A 14,441-nucleotide genomic window follows, 5' to 3' on the forward strand; every position below is an offset into this window, starting at 1 on the left:
CGGCAAATCGTTGATCGAAAGGGAAATCGCATGAACTGGATGCCCGCAGAAAACCGCTATGAGACGATGCCGTACCGGCGCTGCGGGCGCTCGGGCCTCAAGCTGCCGGCGGTCTCGCTGGGCCTGTGGCACAATTTCGGCGAGGATCGCCCGCACGAGACGAAGCGGGCGATTTGTCGCCGGGCCTTCGACCTCGGCATCACCCATTTCGACCTCGCCAACAATTATGGGCCTCCCCCGGGCGCCGCGGAGGCGGCTTTCGGCGAGATCCTGCGGCAGGACTTCGCAGGCCACCGCGACGAGCTCATCATCTCCTCCAAGGCGGGCTACGGCATGTGGCCGGGCCCCTATGGCGAGTGGGGCAGCCGCAAATATCTGATCGCAAGCTGCGACCAGAGCCTGAAGCGGCTGGGGCTCGACTATGTGGACATCTTCTATTCCCACCGCTTCGACCCCGACACGCCGCTGGAGGAAACGATGGCGGCGCTCGACCACATCGTTCGCTCGGGCCGCGCGCTCTATGTGGGCATCTCCTCCTACAATTCCAGACGCACGCGCGAGGCGGCCGCCATCCTCAAGGAGCTCGGCACGCCCTGCCTCATCCACCAGCCCAGCTATTCCATGATCAACCGCTGGGTGGAGGAGGACGGGCTGCTCGACACGCTGGAAGAGCTGGGCATCGGCTCAATCGTCTTCTCGCCGCTGGCGCAGGGCATGCTGACAAACAAGTATCTGAACGGCATTCCCGAAGACAGCCGGGCGGCGCAGGGCAAGTCCCTGCGGCAGGAATTTCTGAACGAGAAGACCGTCGAGAACATCCGCGGCCTGAACGAGATCGCCAGACGCCGCGGCCAGAGCCTGGCGCAGATGGCGGTGGCCTGGGTGCTGCGCGGCGGCCGCGTGACCTCCGCGCTCATCGGCGCAAGCCGGCCGGAGCAGGTGGAAGACATCGTGCAGGGGCTGACCAACCTCGAATTCAGCGAACAGGAACTGGCCGAGATCGACACCTATGCCCGCGAAGCGGACATCAACCTGTGGGCAGCCTCGGCCGAACGCAAGGGGCCGAAACGGAAATGATCGTCAATCCCATCCTGCCGGGCTTCAATCCCGATCCCTCGATCTGCCGGGTGGGCGAGGACTACTACATCGCCACCTCCACATTCGAGTGGTATCCCGGCGTGCAGATCCACCATTCGCGCGACCTGGTGAACTGGAAGCTGGTCAAGCGGCCGCTCGACCGGGCCAGCCAGCTCGACATGCGCGGCAACCCCGATTCCTGCGGCATCTGGGCACCCTGCCTGTCCCATGCGGACGGACGCTTCTGGCTGGTCTATACCGACGTCAAGCGCTACGACGGCAATTTCAAGGACGCGCACAATTACATCGTCACCGCGCCGGCCATCGAGGGGCCGTGGTCGGAACCGGTCTATGTCAACTCCTCGGGTTTCGATCCCTCGCTGTTCCACGACGATGACGGGCGCAAGTGGTTTCTCAACATGGTGTGGAACCACCGCACCGAATCCATCGGCGGCAACCCCAAGAGCCCTGCCTTCGCGGGCATTCTCCTGCAGGAGTTCGACGCCCGGACCGGCCGGCTGGTGGGCGCGGCGAAGAACATCTTCCGCGGCAGCCCGCACGGGCTGGTGGAGGGGCCGCACCTCTTCAAGCGCAACGGCTGGTACTACCTGACGGTGGCCGAGGGCGGCACGGGCTATGGCCATGCGGTGACCATGGCGCGGTCGCGCAGCATCGACGGGCCCTATGAGCTGCATCCCGACACCCACCTCATCACCTCCAAGGACGCGCCGGATGCGCCCCTGCAGCGGGCAGGCCACGGCCAGATCGTCGAGACACCGGAGGGAGCCGTCTATCACACGCATCTCACCTCCCGGCCCCTGCCCGGCACGCGGCGCTCGCCGCTCGGCCGCGAGACCGCCATCCAGAAGTGCGTGTGGAAGGAGGATGGCTGGCTCTATCTGGAGGCCGGAGGGCAGGTTCCGCAGGTGCATGTGCCTGCCCCCGTCGCCGCCGAGCCCGAGCCGCCGCAGGCTGCCGTGCATATCTTTGACGGGCGCAGCCTGCCGGAAGAATTCCAGTGGCTGCGCACGCCCTATCCCGAGCGCATCTTCACCTTCACGGGATCGGCGCTGCGCCTCATCGGCCGCGAATCCATCGGAAGCTGGTTCGAGCAGGCGCTGGTGGCGCGGCGGCAGGAGCATTTCCGCTACCGGGCGGAGACGGAAGTCGCCTTTCAGCCTACGACCTTCCAGCAGGCGGCGGGGCTGACCGCCTATTACAACCGCCACAAGTTCCACTTTCTGGCGGTGACCTGGCACGAGGAAGCGGGGCGCTCTCTCACCATTCTGAGCTGTCCCGGCGACTGGCCGGACGGGCGGCTGCGCTTTCCGCTGGAAAAGCCCGTCCCACTGCCGGCGGAGGGGCCGGTGGGGCTGGCCGTCGAGGTGCGCGAGGCGGAGCTGCAGTTCTTTTATCGCGCCGGGCACGGCGCCTGGCAGGCGGTCGGTCCGGTGCTGGACGCCAGCGTGATCTCCGACGAGGGCGGGCGCGGCGAGCACGGCTCGTTCACTGGTGCCTTCGTGGGCATGGCCTGCTTCGACACCAGCGGCAGCGCGCTGCCGGCCGATTTCAGCCGCTTCTCCTACATTCCCGAGGCGGACTGATGGCGAGCTTTCTGGAAATCCACGACTGCCGCACGGGCAGGAGCCGCCTCGTCCACCAGACGGCGGCGCTTATCGAAGCGCCCAACTGGTCGCCGGACGGGCGCTTTCTGATCTTCAATGGCGGCGGGCTGATCTACCGGCTCGACCTCGAAGAGGGGGCCACGCCGCAGCGCATCGACACCGGCTTTGCCGTCAACTGCAACAACGACCACGGCATCTCGCCGGACGGGCGGTGGCTGGCCATCAGCGACAAGACGGAGACCGGCAAGTCGTGCATCTACATCCTGCCCATCGAGGGCGGGGTGCCGCGCCGCGTGACGCAGAACGTGCCCTCCTGGTGGCACGGCTGGTCGCCGGACGGCAGGCGCCTTGCCTATACCGCGCTTCGCGACGGGGCCTTCGCCATCCATACGATCGGCGTGGAAGGCGGCGCGGAAACGCGGGTGAGCGACGGGACGGGCCACAATGACGGCCCCGACTACAGTCCCGACGGGCAATGGATATGGTTCAACTCCAGCCGCGGCGGCACGATGCAGCTCTGGCGCATCCGCACCGATGGCAGCGACCTGCAGCAGATGAGCAATGACAAGCGGGTGAACTGGTTTCCCCATCCCGCGCCCGACGGGCACTGCGTGCTCTATCTGTCCTACGCGCCCGGCGTGGAGGGCCACCCGCGCGACCACGAGGTGGAGCTGCGGCTGATGGACATGGACGGCGGCAATTGCCGCACGGCGGTGGCGCTGTTCGGCGGTCAGGGCTCGATCAACGTGCCGTGCTGGGCGCCCGATTCGAGCGCCTTTGCCTATGTGCGTTATTCGCGCGACAGCGCATCCGAAAAGGGAGGTTGAAAATGCCCAAGACGATGAAGGGACCGGCCATCTTTCTGGCGCAGTTCGCCGGCGACGAGGCCCCGTTCAACACATTGCCCAACATCGCCCGGTGGGCGGCAGGGCATGGCTACAAGGGCATCCAGATCCCCTCCTGGGACGGACGGCTGTTCGACCTGAAGAAGGCGGCGGAATCGAAAGCCTATTGCGACGAGGTGAAGGGCATCTGCGCCGAGGCCGGCGTGGAGATCACCGAGCTTTCCACGCATCTCATCGGGCAGCTCGTCGCCGTGCATCCCGCCTACGATATCCCCTTCGACGGCTTTGCGCCGGAGGCTGTGCGCAACAACCCCAGGGCGCGCCAGGAATGGGCGGTGGAGAACATGCTGTTTGCCGCCAAAGCCTCGCGCAATCTGGGGCTCGACGTGTCCGTCTCCTTCTCCGGTGCGCTGGCCTTTCCCTATCTCTATCCCTGGCCGCAGCGCCCGCAGGGGCTGATCGAAGAGGCGTTCGACGAGCTTGCCCGGCGGTGGAAGCCGATCTTCGATGCCTATGAGGAACAGGGGGTGGACGTGGCCTTCGAGCTGCATCCGGGCGAGGACCTGTTCGACGGTGCGACCTTCGAGATGTTCCTCGACAGGGTGGGCGGCCACCGGCGCTGCACGATCAACTACGACCCCTCGCACTTCCTCCTGCAGCAGCTCGACTATCTGGCCTTCATCGACATCTATCACGAGCGCATTTCGGCCTTCCACGTGAAGGATGCGGAGTTCAACCCCGATGGGCGGCAGGGCGTCTATTCCGGCTATCAGGGCTGGGTGAACCGCGCCGGACGCTTCCGTTCGCTGGGCGACGGGCAGGTGGACTTCGTCGGCATCTTCTCCAGGCTCGCCCAGTACGACTACGATTCCTGGGCGGTGCTGGAGTGGGAGTGCTGCCTGAAGCATCCCGAGCAGGGAGCGGCGGAGGGCGCGCCCTTCATCGCCGACCACATCATCCGCGTCACGGAGAAGGCGTTCGACGACTTCGCCGGCGGCGAAACCGACACGGGCAAGCTGAAGAAGATGCTCGGCATTTCCTGAAGGGAGGCAGACATGGTTTCCGCATCCACAAGCACACAAACCGCCGCGCCCATTCGCCTCGGCATGGTGGGCGGCGGCCAGGGCGCCTTCATCGGCGCCGTCCACCGCATGGCGGCGCGCCTCGACGGCCACTACACGCTGGTGGCCGGGGCGCTGTCCTCCGATCCGGAACGGGCCAAGGCATCCGCCGCCGAGCTCGGGCTCGATCCGGCGCGTTCCTATGGCAGCTTCGAGGAGATGGCGCAGGCGGAGGCAGCGCGCGAGGACGGCATCGAGGCGGTCAGCATCGTCACGCCCAATCACGTGCACTACCCGGCGGCCAAGGTCTTTCTGGAAGCCGGCATCCACGTCATCTGCGACAAGCCGCTGACATCGAGCCTGGAAGACGCCAAGGCATTGGTGGAGGTGGCGAGGAAGAGCGGCAAGCTGTTCGTGCTGACCCACAACTATTCCGGCTATCCGATGATCCGCCAGGCGCGGCAGATGGTGCAGGAGGGCGCGCTGGGCGAGATCGTGCTCGTGCAGGCGGAATATCCGCAGGACTGGCTGGCCGAGCCCATCGAGCGGGAGGGTCAGAAGCAGGCGTCCTGGCGCACCGATCCGGCGCGTTCCGGCGCCGGCGGCGCCATCGGCGACATCGGCACCCATGCCTATCAGCTCGCCAGCTTCGTCACCGGGCTTGCCGCGGAAAGCGTGGCGGCGGATCTCGACAGTTTCGTGCCCGGCCGGCAGCTCGACGACAACGCCCATGTGATGCTGCGCTTCAAGGCGCGGGGCGGCCGGCAGGCCAAAGGCACGATCTGGGTGAGCCAGGTGGCGCCCGGCAACGAGAACGGGCTGAAGCTGCGCGTCTATGGCACCAAGGGCGGGCTGGAATGGGTGCAGGCCGATCCCAACTATCTGTGGTACACCCCGCTGGGCGAGCCGAAACGGCTGATCACCCGCGGCGGGGCGGGCGCCAACGCAGCGGCAAGCGCCGTCACCCGCATTCCCGGCGGGCATCCGGAGGGCTATCTCGAAGCCTTTGCCACGCTCTACACCGAAGCGGCGCAGGCCATCCGCGCGATGCGCGACGGCAGCACGCTGCCCGAGGGGCTTGTTCTGCCCACGGCGGAGGACGGGCTGGCCGGAATGCGCTTTATCCAGGCCTGCGTCACCTCCTCGCGCAACGATGCGGCCTGGACGCGGCTCGACACACTGTAGGACGCAACGCACGGGCACCCTGCCGGCGGCGGGCGCAGGCAGCGCCGCAGCCGCCGGCGTGGCCCGGAAAAGGCTACAGCATTTTGCAGCCAGATGGAATCATCTGTCTGCAAAATGCCGCAAAAACAAATAGATGGACCGGATCAGCGTTTCATTGAAACGATGAACCGGTCTAGCGCACCACCAGAACCGAGATCGCGGCGTGGCGGACGACGCGGGCGGCATTGGGGCCGATCAGATAGTCCTGCGGGCCCGGCCGCATGGCCGACAGCACGATGAGATCGGCCTTGACGACCTCCGCATAGTGCAGAATTTCGCGATAGATCGACCCGTGGCCGACGATGTGGCGGTGCTTCACGTCGGCGGGAATGTGCTTCTTGGTAAACTCGTGCAGTTCCTTGTTGGCGTGGTCGAGGGCCTGCTTCTCGTGCTCCTTGGGGAAGAAGCCGCCGACGATGGACATGCCGTAATCGGGCACCACGGTCATGACGTGCAAGCGGCTGCCAAAGGTGCGGGCATAGTCCACTGCCGTCTCCAGCGTGCGCAGCTCGCTGTCGGCATGGCCCAGATCAATGGAAACGAGGATGTCCTTGTACATTCCCTCTCTCCTCAAGCGGCCGCGGGCCTGGGCTTCGGATTTCCTGCCAATGTGCCGCCGCGGCGGCGCTGCAGGAAGACGACCAGCCCCAGGAGAAGCACGGCCGGGATGTAGAAGACCTCGCGCGGCATGCGCTCGGTGGAGACCTCCACGGCGGTGATCTGCACGGGCTCGTCGGCATAGAAATCCATGCTGGACAGCGCGCGGCCGGCGAGGCTGTTCATGTCGAGCGGCTCGTCGAGAATGACGATGCCATTCTCGATGCGCACCGGCAGGCCGATCGCCTCCTCGAAGCGCGTCTCGCCGTCGCGGCCCGCCTCGCCCAGGCCGAAGGCCATGGTACGCTCCAGCATCCGGTCGGGATTGTCGAAGTCCGGCCCGCGGATGACGAGACGGATCTGCGCCCCGTCCGGCTCGCTCTCCACCGCCTCGAAAATCTGCTGCGGCTCCACCTGGTGGAACGGCGGCTGCACGAGATCAAGGAAGAAGCCGGGCCTGAGCAGCATGAAGGTCACGAGCAACAGTGCCGCCGACTCCCACATGCGCGACTTGACCATGAAGAAGCCCTGCGTGGCGGCGGCGAAGATGAGCATGGCCACCGTTGCCAGGCAGAAGATCCAGACGGCACCCAGGAAGCCGACGTCGATCAACAGCAGGTCGGTGTTGAAGACGAAGATGAAGGGCAGCAGCACCGTCCTCAGCGAATAGAAGAAGGCGGTGAAGCCAGTCTTCAGCGGGTCGCCGCCGGAGACGGCGGCCGCCGCGAAAGAGGCAAGCCCCACGGGCGGCGTAACGTCTGCCATGATGCCGAAATAGAAGACGAACATGTGGGCGGCGATCAGCGGGATGAGCACCCCGTTGGCCGCCCCGAGCTGCACGATGACCGGCGCCATGAGCGAGGAGACGACGATGTAGTTGGCTGTCGTCGGCAGGCCCATGCCGAGCACCAGGCTGATGGCGGCCGTGAACACCAGAATCAGGAAGATGTTGCCGCCGGAGAGAAACTCCACGAACTCCGCCATGACCTGGCCAATGCCGGTCAGCGTGACGGTGCCGACGATGATGCCGGCGGCGGCGGTGGCGCAGGCGATGCCGATCATGTTGCGTGCGCCTGTGATGAGGCCGGCCACGAGATCGGAGACGCCTTCCATGAAGGCTGCCCGCGTCTCGGCGGATTGCAAACCGCGGAACAGCGCCTTCAGCGGCTTCTGGGTGAGGATGATGAAGATCAGGAGCAGCACCGCATAGAAGGCCGAAAGGCCGGGCGATGCGCGCTCGATCATCAGGAACCAGATGAGCACGATGAGCGGCAGCAGATAGTGCAGCCCGGTCTTCAGCACCTCCGTGGCCTGCGGCAGCTCGACCACCGGCGCCTCCGGGTCGTCGAGCTCCAGATCCGGGGCCTGCGCGGCATACCACACGAGGCCCATATAGACGGCGACGAGGGCCAGGATCAGCACCGGGCCGGACAAGCCGGGAATGAGCCAGCGCACGAAGGCGATGCCGTAGTAGATGGCGCCGGCCAGGATGACGATCGAAGCGATGGAGATGCCGGCGCGCAGGAGCGCGATCGTCGCCGGATGCGTCTGGCGCTTCTCCAGCACCGGCATGTCGTGCTTCACCGCCTCCAGATGCACCAGATAGAGCAGCGCGATGTAGGAGATGACGGCCGGCAGGAAGGCATGCTTGATGACCTGCAGATAGGGGATGCCGACATACTCCACCATCAGGAAGGCGGCTGCCCCCATGACGGGCGGCATGATCTGCCCGTTAACGGAGCTCGCCACCTCCACCGAACCCGCCTTTTCCGGCGTGAAGCCGACGCGCTTCATGAGCGGGATGGTGAAGGTGCCGGTGGTGACGACATTGGCGATGGAGGAGCCGGAGATGACACCCGTCATCATCGAGGCCAGCACCGCCGCCTTGGCCGGCCCGCCGCGCAGGTGGCCAAGCAGCGCAAAGGCGAGCTTGATGAAGAAATTGCCGGCCCCTGCCCGGTCGAGCATCGAGCCGAACAGCACGAACAGGAACACGAAGGCCGAGGACACGCCGAGCGCGACGCCGAAAACGCCGTTCGGCGACAGCCACATCTGGTCCATGGCACGCGGGAAGGAGGCACCGCCCCAGCGGATGATGTCGGGCACCAGCGTCGATGAGCCGAAGAAGACATAGGCGAGAAAGACCAGCGCCACGATGACGAGCGGCGGCCCGAGCGCGCGGCGCGTGGCCTCCAGAAGCAGCACCATGCCGATGCCGGAGACGATGAGGTCCTGCGTGATCGGCAGGCCCGGCCGCTGCGCCAGATCGCGATAGAAGACGAAGATGTAGAGCGCGCTGCACGCCGCCACCAGCGCCAGCACCCAGTCGAGCGCGGGGATGCGGTCGCGCGGGCTACGGGCAAGCGCCGGAAAGGCCATATAGGCGAGGAAAAGACCGAAAGCCAGGTGAATGGCGCGCGACTGCGCATCGTTGAGAACGAGGCCGAGGCCCGTCAGGCTCGACAGCATGTAGGGCACCGGCGAGGCGATATAGAGCTGGAAGAGCGACCAGCACAGCGCCACCAGGGCAATGATCTTGCCGGACGCGCCCGCCGGCGCGCGCGCCCCCGTATCCGTGGAGGCGACGAGATCCTGAAGCTCGTCGCTGGAAAGCTGGGTCTGCGCGCCGCCTGCGCCCTTCCTGTCGTCAGCCATGCTCTATCCCCTGAAGACTGTTGTTCTTTCTTGCGCCGCGGTCGGCGGTCAAAAAAAGGGCGCCCCGGGGCGGGGCGCCCTCTGGGGCTTTCTAGTTCAGCCAGCCTTGCTCCCGATAGTACTTCTCGGCACCCGGATGCATCGGCGCCGAGTTGCCCTGGCTGATCATCTGCTCAGGCGTCAGATTGGCAAGGGCGGGGTGCAGGTTCTTGAAGTTGTCGAAGTTGTCGAACACCGACTTGACGAGGATGTAGACGACATCCTCGGGAACATTGGCCGAGGTGACCAGCGTGGCGCCGACACCGAAGGTATTCACGTCCGAATCCGTGCCGCGATACATGCCGCCGGGAATCACCGCCTTGAAGTAGTAGGGGTTCTCCTCCACCAGGGCATCCACGACCTCGCCCTCCACGGGCACGATCACGCTGTCGCAGGTGGTGGTGGCCTCCTCGATGGAGCCGGCCGGATGGCCGACCGTGTAGGCGAAGGCGTCGATGTTGTTGTCGCACAGCGCGGCACTCTGCTCGGCCGGCGCCAGCTCCGCGGCGAGCGCGAAGTCGGCGTTCGTCCAACCCTTCCTGTCAATCAGGATGTCCATCAGCGCCCGCTGGCCGGAGCCGGGATTGCCAATGTTCACCCGCTTGCCCTTCAGATCGTCGAAGCTGGCGATGCCGGCATCGGCGCGGGCCACCACCGTCAGCGGCTCGGCGTGCAGCGAGAAGACCGAGCGCAGATCCTCATGCGCGCCGCCTTCGGCGAAATTGGCCTCGCCGTTATAGGCGTTGAACTGCACGTCCGACTGGACGACGCCGAACTCCAGATCGCCGCCCCTGATGGCGTTGACGTTGAAGACCGAGCCGCCGGTGGATTCCACCGAGCAGCGAATGCCGTGCTCGCGGCGCGTCTGGTTGACCAGCCGGCACATGGCGCCACCCACCGGATAGTAGACGCCGGTCACGCCGCCCGTGCCGACCGACACGAAGCGCTGATCCTGGGCCGTGGCCTGGCCGGCCAGCGCACCCAGCATGGCGGCGGCAATGCCGAAACCGAGAATTCGATTTGGTTTCATGTTGCGTCTCCCTTGCTCTTTCAATTTCCTGAGATTGAACGTTACGGTATGCGGCCCGCCTTCATTTTCCAAGGCCATTGCGCCTGCACCACCCGATTGGGGGTGCCTGGCCGGCCCCTTCCTGCGCAGTCCAGGCGGGAGGGTGAAGTGCCCTGTTTCCAAAGTCAAAGGGTAGACTGCGCAATTCGGTGAAAGATGCAACATATTGTTGCAATCGCGGTCATGTCCGACGCGTGCCATGGACAGCCTCTCTCCCATCCTTCCCCCTCCCCGCCCGTCAGGAAAGAGCGGCGTCGAGCGCCTGGCCGAGGCGCTCGACGATCGTCTCCGCGGTGGGGGCATCAAGGATGAAGGGCGGCGCAAGAAGCACATGGTCGCCGCGGCTGCCGTCGATGGTGCCGCCTGCGGGATAGACCATCAGGCCGCGCGCCATGGCCTGCGTCTTGACACGGGCGTGCAGCTTCAGCGCCGGGTCGAAGGGCTCCTTCGTTTCGCGATCGGCCACCAGCTCAAGCCCGAGAAAGAGGCCGCGGCCGCGAATGTCTCCCACATGGGGGTGATCGGCGAAACGCATTTCCAGACGCTCGCGCAGATAGGCCCCCATCTCGCGCACATTCGCAAGCAGGCCGTCGCGCGCGATCACCTCCTGCACGGCAAGGGCGGCCGCGCAGGCCATGGGATGGCCCATATAGGTGTGGCCATGCTGGAAAAAGCCCGAGCCTTCGGCAAAGGCATCGAAGATGCGGCGGGACAGAAGCACCGCGCCAATGGGCTGGTAGCCGCCGCCAAGCCCCTTGGCGATGGCGAGGAGATCGGGCGCCACGCCATCCTGCTCGCAGGCATGCATCGTGCCGGTGCGGCCCATGCCGCACATCACCTCATCGAGGATGAGGAGTACGCCGTAGCGGTCGCAGATCTCGCGGATGCGGGCGAGATAGCCGGGCGCGGCGGGCACGGCGCCGGCGGTCGCCCCCACCACCGGCTCGGCGACGAAGGCCATGACCGTTTCGGGGCCGAGTTCCAGAAGCTTCGCCTCCAGCGCGTCGGCGGCGCGGCGGCCATAGGCTTCCTCGCTCTCGCCGGGCTGCCGGTAGCGATAGGCATAGCAGGGGTCGATGTGGTGGGTTTCCACAAGCAGCGGCTGAAAGGACGCCCGCCGCCACGCATTACCCCCTGCGGCGAGCGCGCCAAGGGTGTTGCCGTGGTAGCTCTGACGACGGGCGACGATCCTGCCCCTCTGCGGCTCACCCTTTTCGACGAAATATTGCCGCGCCATCTTGAGCGCGGCCTCCACGGCCTCCGATCCGCCGGAGACCAGATAGGCATGGCTGATGCCGGCCGGCGCATCCGCCACCAGCCTTTCGGCCAGCGCCTCTGCCGGCTCGCTGGTGAAGAAGCTGGTGTGGGCATAGGCGAGCTTCTCCGCCTGCCGCTGGAGCGCGGCAACGACATCGGGATGGCCGTGGCCGAGGCAGGAGACGGCAGCCCCGCCGGAAGCGTCGATATAGGCACGGCCATGGCTGTCGAACAGCTCGACGCCGCGCCCGCCCACGGCCATGGGCAGCTCGGCATGAATCTGGCGATGCAGGAGACGTGTCATCGGTGCTTTTCCCGGCGCTTGCGCGCAAAGACGTGGACCTTGAGGTTGGTGAGATGGCGCTCGGTGCGAAAAATCGCATCGAGCGCCTCCTCCCCGCCCTCACCGGCCACCAGCGCGGCGAGCACCTCGACCGCGGCGAAGGCCGGCGCCATGGTGTGAAAGAAGGACGGACTCTCGGTGGAGACCAGAATGGCATGGCGGGCAAGACCGGCCACCGGCGAGGCCGCGCTGTCGGTGAGCGCCACCACGACCAGGCCGGCCTCGCGGGCATGGCGGGCCGCCTCGACGCTGGCCCGCGTATAGGGCGCAACGGTGACCACGAAAAAGACGTCGCCAGGAGCGGCGAAACGCAGCGCATCGAGGCCACCGCCATCTCCCGTGTCGGGCAACACGGCCTTCTCTCCCAGGAAGGAGAGCATGTAGGCCAGATGGGCGGCCACCGGCCGGCTGGAGCGCAGACCGAAGCAATAGACACGCCGGGCGCGCGCCATGGCAGCCGCCGCGGCGGTGAGTGCATCGAGCGCACCGGCCTCTGCGAGGGCGGCGATGTGGGCAGCAGTGGAAGCGGCGATCTCGCCGGCAAAGGCCCGCTCGCCGGCCCGGCGCTGGCGCGCAACCTGGACGCCGGCACGCCCGGAAAAGCCGAGCGCCTGCTCCTTGAGCGCCTGGCCGTGCAGGCGTCGCACCTCCTCATAGCCCTCAAGCCCCAGCCGCTTGGCAAGGCGGGTCATGGTCCACGGCTGCACGCCGGCACGCCGTGCCTGCTCGCGCATCGACAAAAGCGCCACGTCGCCGGGATTTTCCATGACATAGCGGGCAGCGGCCCCCAGTTGCCCGGGAAGCGCGTCGACAGAGCGGGCGATACGCTCGGCAAGGGCTGCGCGATCCATGAAGACATCCTAGACGGCGTTTGGCGGACATGCAACATATGTTGCACACAATGCAATGAATGGAGAAAAATGTGACGGCGAACCGGGACGGCATGGAGGCGCAGCCCGTGGCGATCGCCGCCGCCCCCAATGGCGGGCGGCGCACGAAAGCCGACCACCCGGCCCTGCCGATGACGGCGGGCGAAATCGCCGGGGCGGCGGCCGCCTGCCTGGAGGCGGGCGCTGCCATGCTGCACTGCCATGTGCGCGACCGGGACGGCCGGCACACGCTCGACGCGGCGGCCTATCGGGGCGCGCTCGATGCCGTGCACCGGGCGGTGGGCGACCGCCTTGTCCTGCAGATCACCACCGAGGCGGTGGGTCGCTACCGGCCGGACGAACAGATGGCGGCGGTGCGTGCCGTCAGGCCCGAGGCGGCCTCGCTGGCGCTTTGCGAGCTGGCGCCCGACACCGCCCACGAGGCGGCGTTCGCCCGCTTCCTTGCCTTCATGCGCAGGGAGCGGATCGTGCCGCAGATCATTCTCTATCGACCGGAGGAGGCGGTGCGCCTGAAGGGAATGATGGCGCGCGGGCTCATCCCCTTCGAGGATGTGCCGGTGCTCTATGTCCTTGGCCGCTACAGGCGAAACCAGCGCTCGCAGCCGGCCGACCTTCTGCCCTTTCTGGCGCCAGAGGCGCCACGCTTCGGCCATTTCATGGTCTGCGCCTTCGGGCCGCGGGAGATGGCCTGCGTGGCCACGGCCGCGGCACTCGGCGGGCATGTGCGGGTGGGCTTCGAGAACAATCTCCACCTGCCGGACGGCCGGCTGGCGCCCGACAATGCGGCGAGCGTGCGCGCGGCGGCCGGGGCGCTTGCCGCGCTGGGGCTGAAGACGGCGGATGCCGACGGCCTGCGCGCGGTGTGGGCGGCCAGCATGAATTGACGCGCAGCGCGGTTTTTCCCATACAGGGTGCACGACAGGAAGGGGCGCCGATGCGATTTGCACGGGTGAACGGGATTGTGCTGCACCATGCGGTGCGCGGCCCGGCGGACAGGCCGACGCTGGTGTTCGCCAATTCGCTGGGCACCGACTTCCGCATCTGGGATGCGGTGGCCGGGCGGCTGGAGCGCGACTGGCGCCTCGTGCTCTACGACAAGCGCGGCCACGGGCTTTCCGAGGCGCCGCAGCCGCCCTATGCGATGGCCGATCACGTGGCCGACCTTGAAGCCCTGCTCGACCATCTGGGCGTGCGCGAGGCCGCGGTGGTGGGCCTTTCGGTGGGCGGCATGATCGCCCAGGGGCTGGCCGCGGCAAGGCCCGACCTCGTGCGCGCGCTGGTGCTCTGCGACACCGCGCACAAGATCGGCACGCAGGCGCTTTGGAACGGGCGCATCCAGGCGGTGATGCAGGAAGGAATCGCGGCCATCGCCGACGGTGTGATGGAGCGCTGGTTCACGCCGGCCTTCCGCTCGCCATCCAACCCCGACTATGCGGGCTATCTGGCCATGCTGACGCGCACGCCGGCGGCCGGCTATGCCGGCACCTGCGCAGCCCTGCGCGATGCCGACCTGACCCGATCCACGCAGGCGCTGAAGATGCCGGTGCTGTGCCTGGTGGGAGACCAGGACGGCTCGACACCGCCCGATCTCGTGCGCGAGATGGCGGGACTCATCGAAGGCGCGCGCTTCGAGATTGTCGAGCATGCCGGGCACCTGCCCTGCGTCGAGCAGCCGGAGAAGACGGCAGCCCTCATCCGCACCTTCCTCCAGGAAGTGCGGATCGCCTGAAACTTGCTATAGGGAGAATGGCCGCGGTAC

Annotated in this window: 12 protein-coding genes; 7 read left to right on the plus strand and 5 right to left on the minus strand. The window is 66.8% G+C overall.

The genetic code is table 11. The features are described 5' to 3' along the window. Positions 1–30: 30 nt before the first annotated feature. From mgrA to NYR58_RS15405, 5 genes are read left to right on the plus strand one after another with little or no spacing between them, the layout of a single operon-like run. On the plus strand, positions 31–1,077 hold the full coding sequence (mgrA, locus tag NYR58_RS15385; RefSeq protein WP_261522005.1) for an L-glyceraldehyde 3-phosphate reductase: 1,047 nt from the start codon (positions 31–33) through the stop codon (positions 1,075–1,077). Continuing rightward, positions 1,074–2,681: a glycoside hydrolase family 43 protein gene (locus NYR58_RS15390; protein ID WP_261522006.1), complete on the plus strand. Its 1,608-nt coding sequence runs from the start codon at positions 1,074–1,076 to the stop codon at positions 2,679–2,681. The genes mgrA and NYR58_RS15390 overlap by 4 nt, the downstream gene beginning before the upstream one ends. Next, on the plus strand, positions 2,681–3,529 hold the full coding sequence (locus NYR58_RS15395; protein ID WP_261522007.1) for a TolB family protein: 849 nt from the start codon (positions 2,681–2,683) through the stop codon (positions 3,527–3,529). The genes NYR58_RS15390 and NYR58_RS15395 overlap by 1 nt, the downstream gene beginning before the upstream one ends. Positions 3,530–3,531: 2 nt before the next feature. After that, positions 3,532–4,590, plus strand: a complete 1,059-nt coding sequence (locus NYR58_RS15400) for a sugar phosphate isomerase/epimerase family protein (protein ID WP_261522008.1) — start codon at positions 3,532–3,534, stop codon at positions 4,588–4,590. 12 nt (positions 4,591–4,602) lie between these two features. Then, positions 4,603–5,793: a Gfo/Idh/MocA family protein gene (locus tag NYR58_RS15405; protein WP_261522009.1), complete on the plus strand. Its 1,191-nt coding sequence runs from the start codon at positions 4,603–4,605 to the stop codon at positions 5,791–5,793. 172 nt (positions 5,794–5,965) lie between these two features. Here the strand turns inward: NYR58_RS15405 and NYR58_RS15410 are convergent, their stop codons facing one another. The 5 genes from NYR58_RS15410 to NYR58_RS15430 form a co-directional block, all read right to left on the minus strand. Next, the gene (locus tag NYR58_RS15410; protein WP_261522010.1) at positions 5,966–6,391 is read right to left on the minus strand and encodes a universal stress protein; all 426 of its coding nucleotides are present in this window, start codon (positions 6,389–6,391) and stop codon (positions 5,966–5,968) included. Between the two features lie 11 nt (positions 6,392–6,402). Further along, positions 6,403–9,084, minus strand: coding sequence for a TRAP transporter permease (locus tag NYR58_RS15415; protein ID WP_261522011.1), 2,682 nt, complete (start codon positions 9,082–9,084; stop codon positions 6,403–6,405). Between the two features lie 91 nt (positions 9,085–9,175). Continuing rightward, positions 9,176–10,153 (minus strand): TAXI family TRAP transporter solute-binding subunit, encoded by a 978-nt coding sequence (locus NYR58_RS15420; RefSeq protein ID WP_261522012.1) that lies wholly within the window; start codon positions 10,151–10,153, stop codon positions 9,176–9,178. Positions 10,154–10,430: 277 nt separating this feature from the next. Next, complete coding sequence (locus tag NYR58_RS15425; protein ID WP_261522013.1) at positions 10,431–11,753, minus strand: aspartate aminotransferase family protein; 1,323 nt, start codon at positions 11,751–11,753, stop codon at positions 10,431–10,433. Further along, entirely contained in the window at positions 11,750–12,643 is an 894-nt protein-coding gene (locus NYR58_RS15430; protein ID WP_261522014.1) for a MurR/RpiR family transcriptional regulator, read from the minus strand. Before NYR58_RS15430 ends, NYR58_RS15425 begins: the two co-directional genes overlap by 4 nt. 92 nt (positions 12,644–12,735) lie before the next feature. On the opposite strand from NYR58_RS15430, the gene NYR58_RS15435 reads away from it, so the two are divergent. Together NYR58_RS15435 and pcaD are read left to right on the plus strand one after the other, a co-directional pair. After that, positions 12,736–13,566, plus strand: coding sequence for a BKACE family enzyme (locus NYR58_RS15435; RefSeq protein WP_261522083.1), 831 nt, complete (start codon positions 12,736–12,738; stop codon positions 13,564–13,566). 50 nt (positions 13,567–13,616) lie between these two features. Continuing rightward, positions 13,617–14,411, plus strand: coding sequence for a 3-oxoadipate enol-lactonase (gene pcaD, locus NYR58_RS15440; protein WP_261522015.1), 795 nt, complete (start codon positions 13,617–13,619; stop codon positions 14,409–14,411). The last annotated feature ends 30 nt before the right edge of the window (positions 14,412–14,441 follow it).

The sequence above is a fragment of the Chelativorans intermedius genome, from assembly GCF_025398255.1.
GTDB lineage: Bacteria > Pseudomonadota > Alphaproteobacteria > Rhizobiales > Rhizobiaceae > Chelativorans > Chelativorans intermedius.